A 19,401-nucleotide genomic window follows, 5' to 3' on the forward strand; every position below is an offset into this window, starting at 1 on the left:
TGATCCCGCTCGCGTCGACGGTGACAGGGCCGTGTCGTCGGCTCTCTGGCCATTCGACGCGTCTCGCCAATGTTGGTTCATTGCCTCCCCCAGGGATGTCTCGTTCGGCAGGCCGCTGGGCTTGGCCTGCGGAGTTGCGCGCGTCGCGCCCGTCATGATGACGGTTGCATTGTTTTGGCCGGAACGCCGCAACGAGAAAGGTGCACTGTCCGGGCAATCGGACGGCTTCCGTCGCTTTGTCGCAAAATCTGTCCACGCATTGCGGAATGTGTCTACGCCACGCGGGAGCGGCCTGGTGCCGCCGCCGGTTCACGCCCGGCGCGCAGGGGCGCCTCGGTCAAAACCGCCGCTGAAGTCCAGCACTGCAGAAATGCAAGATGCGGCAGCCGCCTGCGCGACTACATGAACCCTAGCGGCTGCGGTAGCCGACCGGGAGACTACGCATGGGCCTGTTGATCGATGGCGTCTGGCACGATGACGACAGCCGGACCCTGGACGCCGAGGGCCGCATGCGGCGCGCCGCAGCCGGTTTTCGCAACTGGATCACCGCGGATGGTTCGCCCGGGCCGAGCGGCGAGGGTGGTTTCAAGGCGGAAGCCGGGCGCTATCACCTGATCGTCGCGCGTGCCTGCCCCTGGGCGCATCGCACCACCATCGTCCGCGAGCTGAAGGGCCTGCAGAACCTGGTCAGCCTGTCGGTCACCCATTGGCTGATGGCCGAGAACGGCTGGACCTTCGCGCCCGGCCCCGGCGTCACAGCCGATCCGATCATCGGCGCCGACTATCTCCACCAGATCTATGCAGCGGCCGCGCCCGGCTATACCGGTCGGGTCTCCGTGCCCGTGCTCTGGGACAAGCAGAAGAAGACCGTCGTCAGCAACGAATCCTCCGAGATCATCCGCATGTTCAACGGGGCTTTCGACGGCCTCGGCGCCGCGCCCGGAGATTTCTATCCCGCAGCACTCCGGCCCGAGATCGACGCGCTGAACGAGCGGATCTACACAACCCTCAACAATGGCGTCTACCGAGCCGGTTTCGCCGGCACGCAAGCGGCCTATGACGAGGCGATCGGGCCGCTGTTCGACACGCTCGACTGGCTGGAAGGCATCCTGTCGCGCTCACGCTATCTAACCGGCGACAGGCTGACGGAGGCCGACTGGCGCCTGTTCACCACGCTGGTCCGTTTCGATCCCGTCTATGTCGGCCATTTCAAATGCAATCTCAGGCGGTTGATCGATTATCCCGCGCTCTGGTCCTATGTGCGCGAGCTGTTCCAGATGCCCGGCATCCGCGGCACGGTCGATTTCGACCATATCATGCAGCACTATTACGCGAGCCACCGGCGCATCAATCCGACCGGTATCGTTCCGAAGGGACCGATCCTGGATTTCGAGGCGCCGCCGAGCCGCTGACCAAAGCCGGGGATTGCGCGATCCAGCAGGTTCAACCGCAAGATCCTTGATCGGGCGGACGGTTCGGTCATGCTGTTGCCGCGGGTCCGGGGCATGGTCCGCTTGAACCTATCGGCACGGACTTGTCGGCACGGACTTGGACCATGACCTTCGAAGACGGCCGGCCGTTCGGCCTCACCTGGCATTATGACCGGCACGAACTCGTCGCCGACGGGGTGGTCCACATCATTGGCGCGGTCTTCGCCGTGATCGCCGCGGCCCTGCTCATCGGGCTCGCGGTCTTCCATGTCGAGCCTGCGACGATCGTCGCGCTGGCGGTCTACGCAGCCTCGCTGATGGCGGTGATCGGCTGTTCCGCGGCCTACAACATGTGGCCGGTATCGCCGACCAAATGGCTGCTCCGGCGCTTCGACCATGCCGCGATCTATCTGTTGATCGCCGGCACCTACACGCCCTTCATGATCCGGCTCGGCACCACGCTCAGCTATGGCGTGCTCGCCGGCGTCTGGGTGGTGGCGCTGATCGGCGCCGCCATCAAGCTCGCCGCGCCCGGCCGGTTCGACCGGCTCGCCGTCGGGCTCTACCTGGCGCTCGGCTGGAGCGCTGTCGTCGTGGTCGACCAGGTCTTCGCGGTTTTGTCGACACCGGCCGCCTGCCTGCTCGTCACCGGCGGTCTGCTCTATTCGGTCGGCGTTATCTTCCACGTCTGGCGCCGCCTGCGGTTCCAGAACGCCATCTGGCACGGCTTCGTGCTGACCGCCGCCGCCTGCCAATATGGCGCTGTCGTCAGCGGCGTGGTTTTCGCCGCCTGAACGCGTTTCAGGCCGTGTGAACAAATCGGAAACGGCCTCTTCCAATCCGCCGGAGCTCCATGTTAGGAAATGGGCATTTGGGTGGAGGGGATGGCGATGCTGCGCGCCATACGTGTTTTCCTGGGCCTGTTCTGCGGGGTGTCCACCGTGGTGTTCGCCGGCGCAGCCGACGCCCAAGGCGATGCCGACCGGCGCCGGCAGGTTCTGCCCTTTGTCCGCGACGCGACCGATTGCATCAGTCGCGCGGCGCGCGAGGATCGCGAATTTACCCGGGCCGTGCTCGCCGGCAATCTGCCGCCCTTGCTGGCCCGCGCCAAGTCGCGATGCATCGATCAACTCGCGGCGATGTCCATCGCTCATGACCGGATCTATGGTCCGGGCAGCGGCGGCGCCTTCATGCGGGGGCCTTACGAGGCGGATCTCGAACGGGCCGTGCGGACAAGACTGAAGGCCGAGATCGATCAGATCAGCAGCCAGCTTCAACAAGCGCAAGGCGAGCGGGCCCGCGACGAGTTTTTCGACTGCGCCTTCGCCGCCGCGGAACGGATGCTGCGCAGCAATGAGCCGGCCGAATCCATTGCCAGGGGGGCCATGTCCGTTTGCCACGCCAAGCTGGGCGCCGCGATCGAAGCCCTGTCGGGTGCCTTGGGGGGCGGTCGGGTGTCAGCGGAAGACGAGCGTTATCTCGAGGAGCGGGTGCGTGACCGGCTCATCGCGGCGATCATCGCGCGGCGCTCCGATCTGGCCGCTTCAGCCCCGGCGACCGCGCCCGCCACCCGTGCGCCGGCTCCGGCGGTGCCTGGCGCGCCGCGCCAGGCCGCGCCGCCCGCCACAAGGCCCGATGGGGCATTGAGCCAGGAGGAGCTGACCGCGCGTTATCCCAATTCCGGTCCGGCCTTGCCGCCCCTGCAGCAGTGCCTGGCGGGCGCCATGCGTGCCGGAATGGACGGCCGCATGGTGCCGCGCGACACGGCGCTGGCGGCAAGCCTCGATGCCTGCCGCCCGGAGATCGAGGCGCTTGGCCGATCGCTGGTCTGGGACGGCCTTGAGCCGTCGCTCGACAAAGGCAGGCAGGCCGCCTTCGTCATCGCCAAGGGGCATGCCGAGGCGTTGCTCGACAACTAGGCGTGACCTCTGCTCACGCCACCCGTTTCAGCGCCTCGCCCAGCACCGCGACGATCCGCTCGATATCCTTCTGCTCCAGGATCAGCGGCGGCGAGAAGGCAATGATGTCGCCGGTGACCCGGATTAACAGGCCCTTTTCGAAACAGTCGACGAAGACGTCATAGGCACGTTTGCCGATGGCGTCCGGGCGGGAGGCGAGTTCGATGCCGGCAATGATGCCGATGGTCCTGACGTCGATGACATGCGGCAGGCCCCTCAGGCTGTGCATGGCGTCCTGCCAGGCGCCGGCGAGCTCGGCGCCGCGGGTCAGCAGGCCTTCCTCGCGATAGATCTCCAGCGTCGCGATGCCGGCGGCGCAGCCGACCGGATGGCCGGAATAGGTATAGCCGTGGAACAGTTCGATCTGGCCGTCCGGACCGTGCATCAACGCGTCATGGACGGTGCGGCTCGCAAACACCGCGCCCATCGGGATCGCGCCATTGGTCAGGCCCTTGGCTGTCGTGACGAGATCCGGCACCACACCGAAATAGTCGACGGCGAAAGGCGTGCCGAGCCGGCCGAAACCGGTGATCACCTCGTCGAAGATCAACAGGATGCCGTGGCGGTCGCAGATCGCGCGCAGCCGCTGCAGATAACCCTTGGGCGGGATCAGCACGCCGGTGGACCCGGCAACCGGCTCGACGATGACCGCCGCGATGGTCTCGGCGCCATGCAGCGCCACCAGCCGTTCCAGGTCGTCGGCAAGCTCGGCGCCGTGCTCCGGTTCGCCCTTGGCATAGGCGTTGCGGGCAAGGTCATGGGTGTGGCGCAGGTGGTCGGTGCCCGGCAGCTGCGGGAACACCCGGCGGTTCGAGACGATGCCGCCGACCGAAATGCCGCCGAAGCCGACGCCGTGATAGCCGCGCTCGCGGCCGATCAGGCGGGTGCGCGTGCCCTGGCCGATGGCGCGCTGATAGGCGAGCGCGATCTTCAAGGCGGTGTCGACCGATTCCGAACCGGAGCCGGTGAAGAACACCCGGTCGAGGCCAGCCTCCGGCCCGCCCGGCGACACCTGGCTGAGCTTTTCGGCGAAATCAAAGGCGATCGGATGGCCCATCTGGAACGACGGCGCGAAATCGAGCGTCGAGAGCTGTTTCTCGACCGCTGCGGTGATGCGCTTGCGGCCATGGCCGGCATTGACGCACCAGAGCCCGGCGGTGCCGTCCAGCACGGTCCGGCCGTCGATGCTGGTGTAGTTCATGCCTTCGGCGGAAGCGAGCAGGCGCGGCGCCGCCTTGAACTGGCGGTTGGCGGTGAACGGCATCCAATAGTTCTCGAGGCTGGCGCTGTTGGTCGGCGTCTGGGCGTTCATCGGGGGCTCCTCCTGGGTGGAGGAGGGAACACACGATCGCGATGCCGCAACAAGTCCTTTTCTGATTTGCGCCAAGGCCTTGATTTTGTGAAGGACGTGTTGCCTGATTTGCGCTATTCAGAACACTTGCAACACCCGGGACCATCACCCCATGACCGCGATCGATCTCGGCAGCCGGCTGCGTTTCGTGCGGCTTGCCAACAATCTCTCGCAGCGCGAGCTCGCCAAACGTGCCGGCGTGACCAATTCGACCATCTCGCTGATCGAATCCAACACGACCAATCCGTCCGTGGGCGCGCTGAAACGCATCCTCGACGGCATCCCGATCGGCCTCTCCGAGTTCTTCGCCATCGAGCCGGACCGGCCGCGCCAGGTCTTCTACAGCGCCGACCAGCTCACCGAGATCGGCAAGGGCGCGATCTCTTATCGCCAGGTCGGCGAGGTCATGTTCGGCCGCGCCCTGCAGATCCTGCGGGAACGCTACGAACCGGGATCCGGCACCGGCCAGATCCCGCTGGTCCATGATGGCGAGGAGGGCGGCATCGTGCTGTCGGGCCATCTCGAAGTGACCGTCGACGACGAGCGCAAGATCTTAGGCCCGGGCGATGCCTATTATTTCGAGAGCCGCCGGCCACATCGTTTCCGCTGTGTCGGACCGGTCCCCTGCGAACTCGTCAGCGCCTGCACGCCGCCGACGTTTTGAGGCGAATGGCTGACAGCGAGTAGCGAATGGGGAAGCCCAGCCCAATGAGCAGGGCTGCGCGAACCCTCTCCCACGCCTTCTTAGGGTGAGGGTGGCCGCGGAGCGGCCGGGTGAGGGTGGTTGCGTCAATGCAAGAGGTGCATTCCGGGTCGAAATGATGGGTAGGGCGGCGATTTGGAACCCTCACCCGGCCTTCGGCCACCCTCTCCCGCAAGCGGGCGAGGGTTTATGCGCGCTGCGCTTTTCGCTTCATCCCCATTCGCCATTCGCCATTCGCCCCTCACAACTCCCGCAACATCACCGTCGACAGCCTGGCAAAGCCTTGCTTCTCGAAAAAGGCATGGGCCCGGTCGTTGTGAATGCCGCTTTCCAGGAACAGCCGCGTGGCGCCGCGGGCGCGGGCTTCCGCGGCGATCCAGTCGACCAGGTGGCGGCCGAGACCGAGGCCGCGCGCCGCGGGCGAAACGATGAGATCGTCGACCACGGCATAGCGGCCCGGGGCCTTCTCGACGGGGCGGAACGATACCAGCGCCAGGCCGACCATGGCACCGCCGGCACGGGCGATCGCGATCGCCCGGTCCTGGCCGGGGCCGGCGAGGATCGCCTGCACCTCGTCGCGGATGATCCGGTCGAGTTCGGCATGCCACTGGCCCGGCGCGACGGCGCGGCCTTCCTGCAGCTCCTGGTGCGAGATATAGGCGGCATCGACATGGCCAACGAAAAATGCGGCGATCGCGTCGGCCAGGGCCGGCTCGGCGCACCATGCGATCGCGAGGTCCGGCGCGGCGTCGGTGGGCTTGGTCATGACGGGCTCCCCGAGCCTTGGCTCAAGTCAATCGGCCGGACGGATCGACGGCAGGCCCACCGGCTGGGTCAGCGGCGCCCGGTCGGCCAGCCGGTCGAATTTCTTGGCGAGCAGGATGAAGGATTGCGAGCGGGTCACGCCGGGAATCGAGGTGACCTCGTCGATGACCGCGTCGAGGTCCTCGAGCTGCGGCGTCTCGATCAGCAGGAACAGGTCATATTCGCCGCTCATCGTGTGGCAGAGCTTGATCTCCGGCAGGCGGCCGAGCGCCTCGATCACGCCGCGCTGCAGCTTTTGCGAGATCGACAGAAGCACGATCGACTGGGCGCTGCTGCCGGTCACGTCACGGGCCAGCACCACCGAATAGCCGAGAATGGCGCCGGCCTTTTCCAGCCGCTGCAGGCGGTCATGCACGGTGCTGCGGGCAACCCCCAGGCGCTTGGCCAGCGCCATGGTCGATTGTCGGGCATTGGACTGCAGCAGCGCCACCAGGCGCCGGTCGATTTCGTCCAGAACCTTGCCCAGCCAGGTCATCAGGCCGCCACCACCTTGCCGATTCGCGCCATGAAGCCCATCTCCCTGAGCTTATCACTCGCCCCCTTCCATCCCCTTATCGGCGGCGTCAGGTCAAGCGCAATCCGGCAAAGTGATCGCCGGGCCCGGCAAATTGCCGGATCGGCCGCCACCTGCCGGAGCTCTGCCTCTGGCAGCCGCCGGCAGGCCCGGCGATCCTCTTGTGGTGAGTTGAGGGGACCAGCATGAAACATGTCGTCGTCATCGGAGCCGGCAAGATCGGTTCGACCATTGCCGATCATCTCGCCCGCTCGGGCGATTATCAGGTGACGCTCGCCGACCGCGAGGCACCGGGGGCCGGGCGGCCCGATCAGGCGATCACCCGTGTCAGGCTCGACGTCGCCGACCGGGCCGCGACCGTGGCCCTGCTCGAGGGCAAGTTCGCGGTGCTGAGCGCCGCGCCCTTTCATCTCACCATTGCCATTGCCGAGGCGGCCGCCGCCGCCGGGGTCCACTACCTCGACCTGACCGAGGATGTCGCCAGCACCCGGCGGGTGAGACAGCTGGCCGCGGGCGCCAAATCCGCCTTCATTCCCCAATGCGGCCTGGCACCCGGCGCCGTCTCGATCATTGCCGCCGACATCGCCCGCCGCTTCGACAAGCTCGACAGCATCAAGCTCAGGGTTGGCGCGCTGCCACGCTTTCCGGCCAATGCACTCGGCTACAGCCTGACCTGGAGCACCGACGGCGTCATCAACGAATATTGCGAGCCGTGCGAGGCGATCGTCGACGGTGTCCTGCGCCAGGTGCCGCCTTTGGAGGAGCGCGAGGAGTTCACCTTCGACGGCGTCGCCTACGAGGCCTTCAACACCTCGGGCGGGCTCGGCACGCTGTGCGAGACCTATGCCGGCCGGGTCCGCGAACTGAACTACCGGACCATCCGTTATCCCGGCCATGCCGCGGTCATGAAACTGCTGCTCCGGGACCTCAGGCTCAGCGAGCGGCGCGAGCTTCTGAAGGACATTCTCGAGGGCGCGCTGCCGTCGACCTTGCAGGATGTGGTTGTCATCATCGTCACGGTCTCGGGCCACCGCGACGGTCGCCTGGTCCAGGAAAGTTATGCCAATCGCATCAGCGGCGACGGCCGCCTGAGCGCCATCCAGCTGACCACGGCGGCCGGCATCTGCGCCGTGCTCGACCTGCTCGCCGAGGGCGAATTGCCGGATCGTGGTTTCGTCCGGCAGGAGGACATCGATCTCGGCGGCTTTTTCGCCAATCGTTTCGGCCGGGTCTATGCGCCGGCCGACTGGATCGCGCTCGCCGATGCGCCGGTCTTGCCGATGGCGGCGGAGTGAGGGCGCTCGGAATGGCGCCGCGTATCAATGCGATGGCCGGAAAAAGCAGAGATAAATCAACCCTCTCCCAAAGGGAGAGGGTTGATAAGTCAGCGTTTTTTCCGCGTCGGCGGCGCTTCCTTCAGCACCCCTGCCAATTCTCCCGCCCAGTAATCCTGGCCTTCGACGCTCGCCACCAGATCCTGGCGGAGCTCGACGAGCACCGTTTCCAGCCCGCGGCCCTGGCCATGAACCGGCGCGAGATAGTCGGTATCGGGCTCGATCCGGTAGGGCTCGTTGGCGACGACCGGCCGGTCCGGACGATCGAGGGCTGCGACCAGTTGCCGGCCCCAGGCGTCGGAATGGTCGAACAGGATGCCGGCATGCCAGGGCCTGGCGACGCCGAGGAAGGCCGGCGTGAAGGAATGGATCGCCACCAGGCGGGTCTCAAGCCCGGCCAGCAGGCGCTGGTCCAGGAAAGCCGCGAGCCGGTCGTGGAACGGCTTGAAGAAACGCGTCGCGCGGGCCGCCCGCTGGTCGGCGGAGAGCGCGCGATTGCCCGGCACGACGGTCGCCTCGCTGATCTCGGGAATGCTGCTCGGCGTCCCGAGCGGTCGGTTGCCGTCGATCAGCAGGCGCGACCATCCGGCAATCACGGCGGGCGCGTCCAGGAGCCGGGACAGCCGCCGGGTGACGGCTTCGGCGCCGATGTCCCAGGCGATGTGGCGCTGAAGTTCGGCGACCGGCAGGCCGAGGTCGTCATAGTCGGCCGGGATGAAGTTGGAGGCATGCTCGCAGACCAGCACGATCGCTGAACGGCCCTCCGGGTTCAGCACCGTCACGACCGGCGGCGCCGCGGCGGGAGTGCTCGGCAAATCGGCACCCGGCGAAGCCGTGCCGGGTAAAGGTTTGGCGGCGATCATCAATAGATCTCCGCGTAACGCCTGCACAGCGCCACCGGGTCCAGATTCGCCGTCAGCGCGATCTCGGTGCGTTTCATGCCGAGATAGGTCGAAAGCGCCTTGGGCGCGAAGAAGCCGCTGGCGACGGGATCGGCCTCGAGCACACCAAGCGCCGCCTCGAGGCTTTCCGGCAGGCGGTAGAGCCCGAGCGTCCGGCGCTCGGCCTCGGTCAAGGCCGCGGGATCGCCGGCAAAGATGGGTGGCGTCGGTGATTGCGCCCGGATGCCCTCCAGGCCGGCGCGCACCAGCATGCCGAGCGCGAGATGTGGCGAGGCGGTCGCATCGGCGGCGCGGAACTCCATGTTGAAGCTTTTCGCCGGGTCCTTGCCGCCGAGCGTCGGGGTCGGGCAGATGCGCAGGCTCGCCTCGCGGTCCTGGTCGCCGAGCCAGGTATAGCTCGAGCTCCAGTTATGCGGCTTCAGCCGGAGATAGGAGGCGACGCTCGGCGCGGTGATCGCGACGATCGCCGGCATGTGCCTGACGATGCCGGCGGCAAAAGCGCCGCCGACGACCGAGAGGCGCCCCGGGCGGGCGGGATCGAACAGCGCATTGCGGCCGCTGCCGTCGAGCAGGCTCATATGGATATGCACGCCGTTGCCGACGGCGTCAGGTGCAGTCTTCGGCGCGAAGGTCGTGGCGAGGCCGGCCAGGCGGGCCACCTCGCGCACGATCTCGCGCAGCGCCACCGCCTGGTCGGCGACCGCGACGCCGCGCGCCGGCCCGACGGTCACCTCGAACTGGTCCTTGCCATATTCGGCGATGAAGGTGTCGGGCTCCAGCCCGGCCTCGCCGAGTGCCGCCAGCACCACGGGCCCGAGCGGATCGGCCCGCCGCAAGGCGGCAAGCGAAAAGGCCGGTGCCGCCGGGAAGGGCTCGCCGAGCACCTGGAACTCGTGTTCGAAGGCACCGGCAAGCGTCAGCCCGGCCTCGGCCCGGAGATCGTCGAGCGCGGCTTTCAGGAAGGCGCGCGGGCAGGCGGCCCATGGCGCGCCGTCGAGCTCGACGACATCGCTCATGACCATGTCGAGCGGCGTTGCGGCACCGGGCAGCAGCACGGCATGGCGCGCCGCGCGGTCGGGCATCAGGCGCAGGTCGCCATCCGAACCCCAGGGGCCGTCGGGCGCGATCACATCGAGCGGGGTCAGCGACTGATTGGCCGGCACCCAGCCGACCGTCAGTCCGGGATCGGCGGCGAAAGCCGAGGCCCGCACCGAACGGCCGCGGGTGATGCCGGAATAGTCTGTCGTCACCAGGGTGACGAGGGCGGCGGGCTCGACAGTTTTCATCGCGGTCACCGGACCATGGCCTGAAGGCGGGCGACGACCGTGTCGGTCTCGGTCACCCAGCAATAGCCGCCGAAGGCCCTCAGCGCCGCCTCGTGGCGCTCGCGGGTATAGGTGGCGCAGGCGTCATGGGGCAGGGTGACGCAATAACCCCGGTCGGCGGCGTCGCGCACCGCCATGTCGACGCATTGATCGGTGACGATGCCGGCGACAACGAGGTAGCGGATGCCGAGATTGCCAAGGACATAGTCGATATTGGTCGAGTTGAAGACGCCGGACGAGGTCTTGGGCAGGATGATCTCGTCGTCGGTGGGCCGAAGCTCGTCGATGACCGCGCCGTCGGGATGGCCCTTGGGCACCAGGATGTCGGAGAGCTTGTGGTCGAGCGAGCGATCGCGGCCGTCCCTGGTCAAGGCTTCGATCACCGTGTGCAGCACCTCGACGCCGGCGGCGCGCGCGGCGGCCAGGATGCGCTGCTGGTTCGGGATCACCGTCTGGCGAAGTGTCCGGTAGAACTCATGGTCCGGCCCGCGCTCCGGGTGCGAGGGATCCCGGCCGGGTTCGGCGAAGACCTTCTGCATGTCGACGAACAGCACGGCGGTCTCGCCGCTGACATAGTCGGCGTCACGCCGTGTCGGGGTCATCGGAACTTCTCCTTACCTGCGAATCCTTGGCTTGCGAATCTCGGACCTGCGAATCTCGGGCCTGCGGATCCCTGTCCACGGTCACCTTGTTGGCGCCACGCACCTGTTCCAGCGCCTCGATGCGTTGCAGCGCCGGCTTGCCGATGCGCTCGACCATGGCGGTGACGACGGCCTCGACCTGCGCCAGGGCCGGCACCATGGTGTCGAACAGCGACGGCGCCTCGACCTCGGCGGCCAGCACCACATCGGCCTCGTCGGCGATGGGCGAGCCCCAGCGGTCGGTGAACAGCACGATCTTCAGGCCCCGCTCCTTGGCCTGGCGGGCAAAGGTCACCACGTCGGACTGGTAACGCCGGTAGTCGAAGACCACGAGCACATCGCGTGCGGTCAGATCGGCCAGCCGGTCGATGAGGTCGGTTCCAGGACCCGACAGCAGCAAGGTGCCGGAACGCATCTGCCTGAGATGCGCCTCCATGATTCCGGCGAGATAGCCGCTGAAACGGCCGCCGAGCAGGATGAGGCGGCCCTTGGCCTGGATCAGCAGGTCGAGCGCGCGGTCGAATTCGAGCGGCGACAGGGCTTCGCCATCGCTGGTCAGGCTGCCGGCCATGGCCTGGGAATAACTGCGCATCGGGTGGCTGTCGTCGCGGCCCTGGCGCACCTCCATCAGCATCAGCGGCGAGCGCAGCCGCTGCTCGACCTCGCCCAGCAGAGCCTCCTGGAAGGCGGTGAAACTCGCAAAGCCGAGCTTGGTCGAGAACCGGACCACGGTCGGGTCGCTGACATCGGCGCGTTCGGCGAGCGTCGCCACCGTGCCGAGGCCGGCGACCGGATAATTGGCCAGGATGACGCGCACCAGCTTCCGCTCGGATGGCGTCAGGGCAAGCGCTGGATCGATGAGGCGGTCGCGGATCGTCATGCGGATTTTGGGTGATCCTTCGGGGAAACCCAGTCTAGGGCGTCGCAGGCCGGCGGCGAAGCGCCGCCGGCCGCGGTCGTGGCGGCTCAGCCGCGCTTGATGTTCCAGAACACCGGCATGCCCTTGACCATGCCGGTCAGATCGGCGCGGAAAGCGGTCAGCTGAGCCACCTGGCCGAGCGGGATATAGGGCACATCGGTGAAGGCCTGGGCTTGCAGGCGCTTGGCCGCGGCCAGCTGCCCGGCCGCGTCGGGCGCGGCCATCCAGGCGTCACGCTCCTTTTCGATGCCGGGGCTGTCGCACCAGCCGTTCAGCGCCGCGCCATTGCCGCGCAGCGCCGCATGCACCGCGGGGTTCAACTGGTCGGTGCCGGAATTCAGCACGACATAGGCGCCCCAGCCGCCCTGGGCCGGCGGATCCTTCTTGATGCGCCGCTGCACCAAAGTCCCCCAATCCATTGAGACATAATCGATATTGAATCCGGCCTTGGACAGGTTGTCGGCGATGACCGCGGACGGCAGGGCGTTGATCTGCAGGTCCTCGGGCACCATCAGCACGATCTTTTCGCCGCCATAACCGGCCTCGCCCAGGGCGCGCTTGACCGCCTCCGGGTCGCGCGGCGAGGACATCGCCTCCAGGCCGGCATCGTTGGCGAAGGTCGTGCCGGGACAGAAATAGCCGACATTCTCGCGCCACAGGCTCGGATCGGTGCCGGCCATGGCCATCACCACGTCGCGCTGCGAGATGGCGCGGGTCATCGCCCGGCGGATCGCCGCATTGGCTGACGGCGCATGGGCGTGGTTGATGCGCAGCGCCGCGACATAACCCGAGGGGTCGAGTGTCTCGACCTTGACGCCGCGGGTGCGGCGCATCAGCGGCACCATGTCGGCGCCCGGCAGTTCCCACCAGTGGATCTCGCCGGTGCGCAGCGCCGCGCCGGCGGTCGAGGCATCGGCGATGATTTTCCATTCGACCCGGTCGAACTGGGTGATTTTCGGGCCGGCGGTCCCCTCCGGCGCGCCGGAGGCGCGCGGCACATAGCCCTCGAAGCGCTCATAGACCACACGGTCGCCGGCCACCCGCTCATCGGCCTTGAAGCGGTAGGGGCCGCTGCCGACCAGTTCGGTGATCGGCTTGTCCGGATCGCCCTTGGCGATGCGCTCCGGCATGATCGCCGCCATCATCAGGCCGGTCTTGCCGAGCGCCATGGGCAGCAGCGGATAGGGCCGCTTCAACCGGAACACGATCGTCCGGTCGTCGGTGGCCGACAGCTCCTCGGTCGCCGCGAACAGGCTCTTGCCGAAATCGTCGCGTTTGCCCCAGCGCGCCAGGCTCGCCACGCAGTCGCGCGCCAGAACCTTCGAGCCGTCATGGAAGGTCAGGCCGTCGCGCAGCTTCAGCACCCAGCGCTTGCCGTCATCCTCGGTCGAAAAGCCGTCCAGCATCTGCGGCTGCGGCTGGAAATTGCCGTCCTGACCGAACAGCGTGTCGAACACCATGTAGCCGTGGTTGCGGGTGACATAGGCGTTGTTCCAGGTCGGGTCGATGACCGAGAGATCGGCATGCGGCACGAATTTCAGCACCCGCTGGCCGGCGCCCAAGGCGAGCCGTGGCGCGGCCATGGCCGCGAGGCCGGCGGATGAAACATGCAGGAACCGACGTCGATCCATGGTGCGATGACCCCTCTTGGCCTGATCGTTTATGCGGGGCTGAGCCCTTCTGTCCGCATGGCGCGGCAATGTCATATTCATTGCATGACATTCTGTGTGTGGCAATAATGTAATGAAATCGACAATGCCGAGGGAGGCCGCACCATGACCGAGACCAAAAGCGCCGAAGCCGCGAGCGAGCTTCATCCCGAGCTGAGCGCCCGGCTGCGCCGCGCCGTCGCCGACCAGGCGGACTATCTGACCGACCTGCTGGCGCGGCTGGTGCGGGTGCCCTCGGTCAATCCGAAATTCCAGGTCGACCCGGCCTTCAACCGCGAAAGCGCGGTCCAGGACGTCATCGAGGCCGAGCTGAAAGCACTCGGCTTCTCGACCGCGCGCAGCTTTCCCTTGCCCGGCCGGCCGAACCTGATCGGCAAATGGACCGGTAGCGACGCCCGCAGCCTGGCGCTGTGCGGCCATGTCGACGTGGTGCCCCATGGCGATCTCGGGCAATGGAGCTTCGAGGCTTATGGCGCCGAGATCGTCGGCGACAGGCTCTACGGACGCGGCTCCTGCGACATGAAGGCCGGGCTTGCCGCTGCCATCGTCGCCTGCCGGGCGATCGCCGCCGCCGGCATCACCCTGGAAGGGCGGCTGGAGTTCCACGCCGTCGTCGACGAGGAGGCCGGCGGCGAGGGCGCAATGGCTGCGGCGGCGGCAAGTCCCGGCCTCGCCGGCGTGCTGATCACCGAGCCGAGCGGCGGCGTGCTGCGGCCCTGGGCCGGCGGGCTCGAATGGGTGCGCGTCACCTTGCGGGGCTTGAGCGGCCATTCGGCCCGTCGCTTCGCCTCGATCTATCCCTCCGAGGCTGGCGCCAGCGTGCCGGTGAAGAGCGTCAACGCCATCGAGCTCGGCGCGCGCCTGCTCGCCGCCGTGCGCGAGCTCGAGACCCAATGGGGCATTTCCCGCCGCTTCCCCGGCATGCCCGCCGGCATGAACACGATCAGCCCCGGCGTCATGATCTCGGGCTGCGGCGAGGGGCCTGACGGCCTGCCGGCGCTGCTCGGCAATCCCGCCATGGTGCCCGATCTCTGCGTCATCGATTTCGACATGAAATTTCTGCCGCATGAGCGGTCCGCCGACATCCGCCGGGAGTTCGAGGACTGGATCGCCCATTTCGCCAAGACCGATCCCTGGCTCAGGGATCATCCCCCGGAAGTGCGCTGGGAGCTCGGCAAGCTGCATTTCCCGCCGGTCAACACGCCGCTCGACCACCCGCTGACCCGGGCGGTCGAAGCCAGCATCATTGCCACTGGCCGGCAGCCGGAGATCGCCGGCATGCTGGGCGTCACCGACGCCGCCCATTATGCGGCAAAAGGCATCCCGGCGGTGGTCTATGGCCCGACCGGCGGCGGCCAGCACGGGCCGGACGAATTCGTGCTGCTGTCGACGGTGCGCGACACCGCCGCTGTCGTCGCCGACAGCATCATCCGCTTCTGCGGCGTGAAGGATTGATCATCCGGCGGGACGCTGCTCGTCTCGCCGGCCGATTGCTTTCGCCGCGGCTCTGGCCGAGCATCCGCCGGCGCGGCAGGCAGCAGTGGGAACCGATCGGCCATGAAGACCATCAGGATTGGCGCCGGCGCAGGGTTCGCCGGCGACCGGATCGAACCGGCGGTCGAACTCGCCGAGCACGGACGGCTCGACTATCTCGTCTTCGAATGCCTGGCCGAGCGGACCATCGCTTTGGCCCAGGAAGCCCGGCTGCGGGATCCCGAAGCCGGTTACGATCCTTTGCTCGCCGACCGGTTTCAGGCCGTGCTGCCGGCGGCCCATGCCCGCGGCATCAAGATCATCTCCAACATGGGCGCAGCCAATCCACGCGGCGCGGCCAAGGCGGTCGCGCGCATCGCCCGCGACCTGGGCCTGACCGGCCTGACGATCGCCGCGGTCGAGGGTGACGATGTCACGACGCTCATTGACGGGCTCGACCTGCCGTTGGTCGAGCGCAGGGGACGCGTGGCGGACTTGGCCGGGCGCATCGTCTCGGCCAATGCCTATATGGGCATCGGCGGCATCGTCGAAGCCCTGGGCGAGGGCGCCGACATCGTGCTGACCGGGCGGGTCAGCGACCCCGCCCTGTTCACCGCGCCCCTGGTGTTCGAATTCGGCTGGGAGCCGGACGATTGGGACCGGCTCGGCAAGGGCACGGTCATCGGCCACCTGCTGGAATGCGGCGCCCAGGTCACCGGCGGCTATTTCGCCGATCCCGGCTACAAGGACGTGGCGAACCTGGCGCGCATCGGCTTTCCCCTGGCCGAAGTCATGGCCGACGGTTCCGCCGTGCTGACCAAGGTCGAAGGGTCGGGCGGGGCGATCGACCTGCGCACCTGCAAGGAACAGCTGCTCTATGAGGTTCACGACCCCGCAGCCTATTATCAGCCTGATGTCGTCGCCGATTTTTCCGGTGTCGGTTTCACCAGTGTCGGGCCGGACCGGGTGGCGATCTCAGGCGGCAAAGGCCATCCGCGCACCGAGACGCTGAAGGTGACCATCGGTTATCGCGACAGTTTCATCGGTGAGGGCCAGATCTCCTATGCCGGCCCTGGCGCCCGCGCCCGTGCGGAGCTGGCCTCGCGCATCGTCGAAGAGCGCCTGAAACTGACCGGTGTCGTGATCGACGAGTTGCGCCTCGACCTGATCGGTATCGACGCCGTGCATCGTGGCGCAGCCGTCGGTTCCGGGCCGGAGCCGGCGGAGGTGCGGCTGCGCGTCGCCGGCCGCACCGGCTCCCTGCGCGACGCCGTCCGCATCGGCAACGAGGTCGAGAGCCTGTGGCTCAACGGTCCGGCCGGCGGCGGTGGCGCGACCAAATCGGCGCGCGAGGTGATCGCCGCGGCCTCCACCCTGATCCCGCGCGAGCTGGTCGAAACCCGCATTGCCTATGAGGTCGCCTGATGAAGCTGCGCGAACTCGCCCATGCCCGTGCCGGCGACAAAGGCAATGTCTCCAATATCGCCGTTTTCGCCTATGAGCCGGGCGACTATGCCTTTCTCCTGGAACATGTGACCGCCGCGCGGGTGAAGGCGCATTTCGCCGACATTGTCGACGGCGAGGTCACCCGCTACGAACTGCCGGGCATCGGCGCGCTCAACTTCGTGATGCAGGAAGCGCTCGGCGGCGGTGTCACCCGCTCGCTGTCGCTCGACGCGCATGGCAAGTCGTTGAGTTCGTCGCTCTTGGACCTGGATGTCCCGGACCGGCAGTCGGAGCGCCGTTGACGTCGGGCGATCCGCGCCAGGCGGCGGGCCGCCATTCGCCCGCCGCGTTCGCTCGGCGCGCGCGCCTTTGCTAGGACTGGCGGCGAACGGGCCCTGTCCCCCAACCGCCTTCTTGGAGACGTGCATGACCAGTCATTCGAGCCCCTACGTTCCCGGCGCCGATGGTGGCGAATGGACCGGTCTTGCTCCCGCCGACGCCGGTTTCGATCCGGCGAGGCTCGCCGCCGCGGTCGACTTCGCCAAGGCGAGCGAAAGCCCCTGGCCGCGCAGCCTCTATTATCCCGACGGGCGTTATGTCGGCCTGGTCGAATGGAACGAGACCGGGCCGTGGAGCGAGATCGCCGGTCCGGTGCGCGAGCGTGGCGGTCCGGCGGGCCTGATCCTGAAGGGCGGCCGCCTGGTTGCCGAATGGGGCGACACCCAGCGCACCGACATGACCTTTTCGATCGCCAAGAGCTACATCGCCGTGGTGGCCGGGCTCGCTTTCGACGACGGCCTGATCACCAACGTCGACGAGCCGGTCAATGCGACCGTCAAGGACCGGTTTTTCGACAGCGCCCACAATGCGCCGATCACCTGGCGCCACCTGCTGCAGCAATCGAGCGAATGGCAGGGTGAGATCTTCGAAAAGTCCGACCAGGTGGACCATAACAGGCAGATCGGCGCCGGCGCCGACAACAGCCGCAAGGGTCAGAAGCGCGACCTGAAGCCGGCCGGCAGCCACTACGAATATAACGACGTCCGGGTGAACCTGCTCAGCTATTGCCTGCTCCAGCGCTTCCGCCGGCCCTTGCCCGATGTCCTGCGCGAGCGTGTCATGGACCCGATCGGCGCTTCGCCCGACTGGCAATGGCACGGCTACCGCAATTCCCTGGTCGATATCGATGGCCGGACAATCCAGTCGGTGCCGGGTGGCGGCCATTGGGGCGGCGGCCTGTTCATCGGCGCGCGCGACCATGCCCGGCTCGGCCTGATGGTGGCGCGCGGCGGCAGCTGGAACGGCAGGCAGATCCTGTCGGAAGCCTGGGTCAAGGCGATGCTGACGCCGTCGCCGACGCTGGACAATTACGGCTATCTCTGGTGGCTGAACAAGGGCGCGGCGGCCAAGCCCGACGTCCCGGCCTCGGCCTTCTTCGCGCTCGGCGCCGGCACCAATGCGATCTGGGTCGACCCGGATCACGATCTGGTCGTGGTGCTGCGCTGGATCGACAAATCCGCCTTCGACGGATTCTTCTCGCGGTTGATGGCGGCGGTGAAATAGGGCGGGTAAGGGGTTCACACCAACCCTCGCCCGCGTCTTCGCGGGAGAGGGTGGCCGCGGAGCGGCCGGGTGAGGGTGGTTGCGTCGATGCTGTCAGTGCATTCCCGCCAACAAAAATGACGGATGGGTGTTGAATTGGACCCTCACCCGGCGCCTGACGGCGCCACCCTTGCATGTTTGCGGGACCGACTCAGCGCAGGCTGAGAGGTGCGTCGAGGCCGGTGGCCACCGGCCTCGACGCGGATGTCCGGGACCGTTTCACCCTTTGGCTCAGCACCGCGGGAGAGCATGGTCCGGCCGTCCTCTGGCTCTTGTCCTGAACAGATGCTGGGGAGGAAGTCCCGTATGCAAGGCAAGGAAGCGTCCAAACAAGAGACCGAAGGCAAGTCTACCGTGGGAATCGACGTCAGCAAGAGCTGGCTCGACATCCACGTTCTGCCCGGCGGGGAGACCCACCGTTTTGCCAATGCCGAGTTGGGCATCCGGCAGTTGAAGCGCTGGCTTCAGCGCTTTGATCTGGCGCTGGTCGTGGTCGAGGCGACCGGCAAGTGGCACCGCCAGGTTCGCCGAAGCCTGCATGCCTCGGGCGTGCCGGTTGCCGTGGTCGATCCTTATCGCGTGCGCATGTTCGCGCGTGCCACGGGCACCTTGGCCAAGACCGACCGGCTCGATGCCCGCGTGTTGGCCCTGTTCGCGCGGGCCATGAACCCGGCCCAGCGACCGCCGGCACCGGAAGCCCTCGATGCGCTCAATGAGTTGGTCAGCGCCCGCGATGCGGCCGTCGACGAACAGACAGCCCTCAAGAACCAGCGGCACGCGGTCACCGACAAGTTCCTGATCCGCCATCTCGCTCACCGTCTCACCCGGATCGCCAAGGCTATCGAAGCCATCGCCGGCGAGATCGCCAAACGCATCGCGGCCGATCCATGCCTGGCCAGACGCCACGACATTCTGATCTCGATCCCTTCGTTCGGCCCGGCGGTCGCCACGACCCTGGTGGCCGCCCTGACCGAGCTGGGGACCTGCAACATCAAACAGATCAGCCTGTTGGCGGGACTAGCCCCGATCGCCGATGATTCGGGTGAACGACAGGGCGTCCGCGTCATCTGGGGCGGACGCTCCCGGGTGCGCCGCGTTCTCTACCTGGCGGCGCTCTCGGCCACGCGCTGCAACGCCGACATGAAAAGTTTCCACGACCGCCTGATCGCCAAGGGCAAGAAGCCCAAATGCGCCCTCATCGCCGTGGCTCGAAAGCTCGTCGTCCTCGCCAACACCCTTATCGCTCAGGACCGCACTTGGGCCACTCACGCTCCAAAACAGGCTTGACCCGAAACACAGATGCTCTCC

The 19,401-nt window shown here is 67.3% G+C and carries 18 protein-coding genes; 10 read left to right on the plus strand and 8 right to left on the minus strand.

The window, feature by feature from the left end; all coding sequences use genetic code 11:
- Window positions 1–443: 443 nt before the first annotated feature.
- The 3 genes from E8M01_RS28675 (at window position 444) to E8M01_RS28685 (ending at window position 3,349) form a co-directional block, all read left to right on the plus strand.
- Window positions 444–1,412 carry a glutathione S-transferase family protein gene (locus E8M01_RS28675; RefSeq protein ID WP_136963276.1) on the plus strand — a complete coding sequence of 323 codons (969 nt, stop codon included), beginning with the start codon at window positions 444–446 and terminating at the stop codon, window positions 1,410–1,412.
- 143 nt (window positions 1,413–1,555) lie between these two features.
- Window positions 1,556–2,224 carry a PAQR family membrane homeostasis protein TrhA gene (gene trhA / locus E8M01_RS28680; protein ID WP_136963277.1) on the plus strand — a complete coding sequence of 223 codons (669 nt, stop codon included), beginning with the start codon at window positions 1,556–1,558 and terminating at the stop codon, window positions 2,222–2,224.
- A gap of 96 nt (window positions 2,225–2,320) precedes the next feature.
- Window positions 2,321–3,349, plus strand: a complete 1,029-nt coding sequence (locus E8M01_RS28685) for a hypothetical protein (RefSeq protein ID WP_136963278.1) — start codon at window positions 2,321–2,323, stop codon at window positions 3,347–3,349.
- A gap of 13 nt (window positions 3,350–3,362) precedes the next feature.
- Here E8M01_RS28685 and aptA read toward each other — a convergent pair whose 3' ends face one another.
- On the minus strand, window positions 3,363–4,700 hold the full coding sequence (gene aptA, locus E8M01_RS28690) for an omega-aminotransferase AptA (RefSeq protein WP_136963279.1): 1,338 nt from the start codon (window positions 4,698–4,700) through the stop codon (window positions 3,363–3,365).
- Between the two features lie 151 nt (window positions 4,701–4,851).
- Here aptA and E8M01_RS28695 point away from each other — a divergent pair, with 151 nt between their 5' ends.
- The gene (locus tag E8M01_RS28695) at window positions 4,852–5,403 is read left to right on the plus strand and encodes a cupin domain-containing protein (RefSeq protein ID WP_136963280.1); all 552 of its coding nucleotides are present in this window, start codon (window positions 4,852–4,854) and stop codon (window positions 5,401–5,403) included.
- A 280-nt stretch (window positions 5,404–5,683) separates the two neighbouring features.
- On the opposite strand, the gene E8M01_RS28700 is transcribed toward E8M01_RS28695, so the two are convergent.
- Together E8M01_RS28700 and E8M01_RS28705 are read right to left on the minus strand one after the other, a co-directional pair.
- The gene (locus E8M01_RS28700; protein ID WP_136963281.1) at window positions 5,684–6,208 is read right to left on the minus strand and encodes a GNAT family N-acetyltransferase; all 525 of its coding nucleotides are present in this window, start codon (window positions 6,206–6,208) and stop codon (window positions 5,684–5,686) included.
- Window positions 6,209–6,235: 27 nt separating this feature from the next.
- Window positions 6,236–6,742 carry an Lrp/AsnC family transcriptional regulator gene (locus tag E8M01_RS28705; RefSeq protein WP_136963282.1) on the minus strand — a complete coding sequence of 169 codons (507 nt, stop codon included), beginning with the start codon at window positions 6,740–6,742 and terminating at the stop codon, window positions 6,236–6,238.
- Between the two features lie 224 nt (window positions 6,743–6,966).
- Between E8M01_RS28705 and E8M01_RS28710 the strand changes: the two genes are divergently transcribed.
- Window positions 6,967–8,076, plus strand: coding sequence for a saccharopine dehydrogenase family protein (locus E8M01_RS28710; RefSeq protein WP_136963283.1), 1,110 nt, complete (start codon window positions 6,967–6,969; stop codon window positions 8,074–8,076).
- A gap of 89 nt (window positions 8,077–8,165) precedes the next feature.
- Here E8M01_RS28710 and E8M01_RS28715 read toward each other — a convergent pair whose 3' ends face one another.
- From E8M01_RS28715 to E8M01_RS28735, 5 genes are all read right to left on the minus strand, one after another.
- A complete protein-coding gene (locus E8M01_RS28715) occupies window positions 8,166–8,978 on the minus strand; it encodes an N-formylglutamate amidohydrolase (RefSeq protein WP_136963284.1) in 813 nt (270 codons plus the stop codon).
- Complete coding sequence (locus E8M01_RS28720) at window positions 8,978–10,303, minus strand: type I glutamate--ammonia ligase (protein ID WP_136963285.1); 1,326 nt, start codon at window positions 10,301–10,303, stop codon at window positions 8,978–8,980. The genes E8M01_RS28715 and E8M01_RS28720 overlap by 1 nt, the downstream gene beginning before the upstream one ends.
- A gap of 5 nt (window positions 10,304–10,308) precedes the next feature.
- Entirely contained in the window at window positions 10,309–10,944 is a 636-nt protein-coding gene (locus E8M01_RS28725; protein WP_136963286.1) for a cysteine hydrolase family protein, read from the minus strand.
- Window positions 10,925–11,863 (minus strand): MurR/RpiR family transcriptional regulator, encoded by a 939-nt coding sequence (locus tag E8M01_RS28730; protein WP_136963287.1) that lies wholly within the window; start codon window positions 11,861–11,863, stop codon window positions 10,925–10,927. The genes E8M01_RS28725 and E8M01_RS28730 overlap by 20 nt, the downstream gene beginning before the upstream one ends.
- An 86-nt stretch (window positions 11,864–11,949) precedes the next feature.
- A complete protein-coding gene (locus E8M01_RS28735) occupies window positions 11,950–13,533 on the minus strand; it encodes an ABC transporter substrate-binding protein (protein ID WP_136963288.1) in 1,584 nt (527 codons plus the stop codon).
- Window positions 13,534–13,677: 144 nt separating this feature from the next.
- Between E8M01_RS28735 and E8M01_RS28740 the strand changes: the two genes are divergently transcribed.
- The 5 genes from E8M01_RS28740 to E8M01_RS28760 all read left to right on the plus strand — a co-directional run bounded on the left by E8M01_RS28740 (window position 13,678) and on the right by E8M01_RS28760 (window position 19,380).
- On the plus strand, window positions 13,678–15,027 hold the full coding sequence (locus E8M01_RS28740; protein ID WP_136963289.1) for a M20 family metallopeptidase: 1,350 nt from the start codon (window positions 13,678–13,680) through the stop codon (window positions 15,025–15,027).
- A gap of 102 nt (window positions 15,028–15,129) precedes the next feature.
- A complete protein-coding gene (locus tag E8M01_RS28745) occupies window positions 15,130–16,470 on the plus strand; it encodes an acyclic terpene utilization AtuA family protein (protein WP_136963290.1) in 1,341 nt (446 codons plus the stop codon).
- Window positions 16,470–16,793, plus strand: coding sequence for an AtuA-related protein (locus tag E8M01_RS28750; protein ID WP_136963291.1), 324 nt, complete (start codon window positions 16,470–16,472; stop codon window positions 16,791–16,793). The genes E8M01_RS28745 and E8M01_RS28750 overlap by 1 nt, the downstream gene beginning before the upstream one ends.
- Window positions 16,794–16,917: 124 nt before the next feature.
- Window positions 16,918–18,054, plus strand: coding sequence for a serine hydrolase domain-containing protein (locus E8M01_RS28755; protein WP_136963292.1), 1,137 nt, complete (start codon window positions 16,918–16,920; stop codon window positions 18,052–18,054).
- A gap of 345 nt (window positions 18,055–18,399) precedes the next feature.
- Window positions 18,400–19,380, plus strand: coding sequence for an IS110 family RNA-guided transposase (locus tag E8M01_RS28760; RefSeq protein ID WP_136958299.1), 981 nt, complete (start codon window positions 18,400–18,402; stop codon window positions 19,378–19,380).
- The last annotated feature ends 21 nt before the right edge of the window (window positions 19,381–19,401 follow it).

Origin of the sequence: Phreatobacter stygius (genome assembly GCF_005144885.1) — a bacterium.
GTDB classification, from domain to species: Bacteria; Pseudomonadota; Alphaproteobacteria; order Rhizobiales; family Phreatobacteraceae; genus Phreatobacter; species Phreatobacter stygius.

Excerpts from the sequence above, each read along its gene's own strand:
- E8M01_RS28745 (WP_136963290.1), top strand. The coding sequence starts at position 15,130 with ATGAAGACCATCAGGATTGGCGCCGGCGCAGGGTTCGCCGGCGACCGG.
- E8M01_RS28700 (WP_136963281.1), bottom strand. The coding sequence starts at position 6,208 with ATGACCAAGCCCACCGACGCCGCGCCGGACCTCGCGATCGCATGGTGC.
- aptA (WP_136963279.1), bottom strand. The coding sequence starts at position 4,700 with ATGAACGCCCAGACGCCGACCAACAGCGCCAGCCTCGAGAACTATTGG.
- E8M01_RS28695 (WP_136963280.1), top strand. The coding sequence starts at position 4,852 with ATGACCGCGATCGATCTCGGCAGCCGGCTGCGTTTCGTGCGGCTTGCC.
- E8M01_RS28755 (WP_136963292.1), top strand. The coding sequence starts at position 16,918 with ATGACCAGTCATTCGAGCCCCTACGTTCCCGGCGCCGATGGTGGCGAA.
- trhA (WP_136963277.1), top strand. The coding sequence starts at position 1,556 with ATGACCTTCGAAGACGGCCGGCCGTTCGGCCTCACCTGGCATTATGAC.
- E8M01_RS28710 (WP_136963283.1), top strand. The coding sequence starts at position 6,967 with ATGAAACATGTCGTCGTCATCGGAGCCGGCAAGATCGGTTCGACCATT.
- E8M01_RS28685 (WP_136963278.1), top strand. The coding sequence starts at position 2,321 with ATGCTGCGCGCCATACGTGTTTTCCTGGGCCTGTTCTGCGGGGTGTCC.
- E8M01_RS28750 (WP_136963291.1), top strand. The coding sequence starts at position 16,470 with ATGAAGCTGCGCGAACTCGCCCATGCCCGTGCCGGCGACAAAGGCAAT.
- E8M01_RS28760 (WP_136958299.1), top strand. The coding sequence starts at position 18,400 with ATGCAAGGCAAGGAAGCGTCCAAACAAGAGACCGAAGGCAAGTCTACC.
- E8M01_RS28705 (WP_136963282.1), bottom strand. The coding sequence starts at position 6,742 with ATGACCTGGCTGGGCAAGGTTCTGGACGAAATCGACCGGCGCCTGGTG.
- E8M01_RS28735 (WP_136963288.1), bottom strand. The coding sequence starts at position 13,533 with ATGGATCGACGTCGGTTCCTGCATGTTTCATCCGCCGGCCTCGCGGCC.
- E8M01_RS28715 (WP_136963284.1), bottom strand. The coding sequence starts at position 8,978 with ATGATCGCCGCCAAACCTTTACCCGGCACGGCTTCGCCGGGTGCCGAT.
- E8M01_RS28740 (WP_136963289.1), top strand. The coding sequence starts at position 13,678 with ATGACCGAGACCAAAAGCGCCGAAGCCGCGAGCGAGCTTCATCCCGAG.
- E8M01_RS28675 (WP_136963276.1), top strand. The coding sequence starts at position 444 with ATGGGCCTGTTGATCGATGGCGTCTGGCACGATGACGACAGCCGGACC.
- E8M01_RS28720 (WP_136963285.1), bottom strand. The coding sequence starts at position 10,303 with ATGAAAACTGTCGAGCCCGCCGCCCTCGTCACCCTGGTGACGACAGAC.
- E8M01_RS28730 (WP_136963287.1), bottom strand. The coding sequence starts at position 11,863 with ATGACGATCCGCGACCGCCTCATCGATCCAGCGCTTGCCCTGACGCCA.
- E8M01_RS28725 (WP_136963286.1), bottom strand. The coding sequence starts at position 10,944 with ATGACCCCGACACGGCGTGACGCCGACTATGTCAGCGGCGAGACCGCC.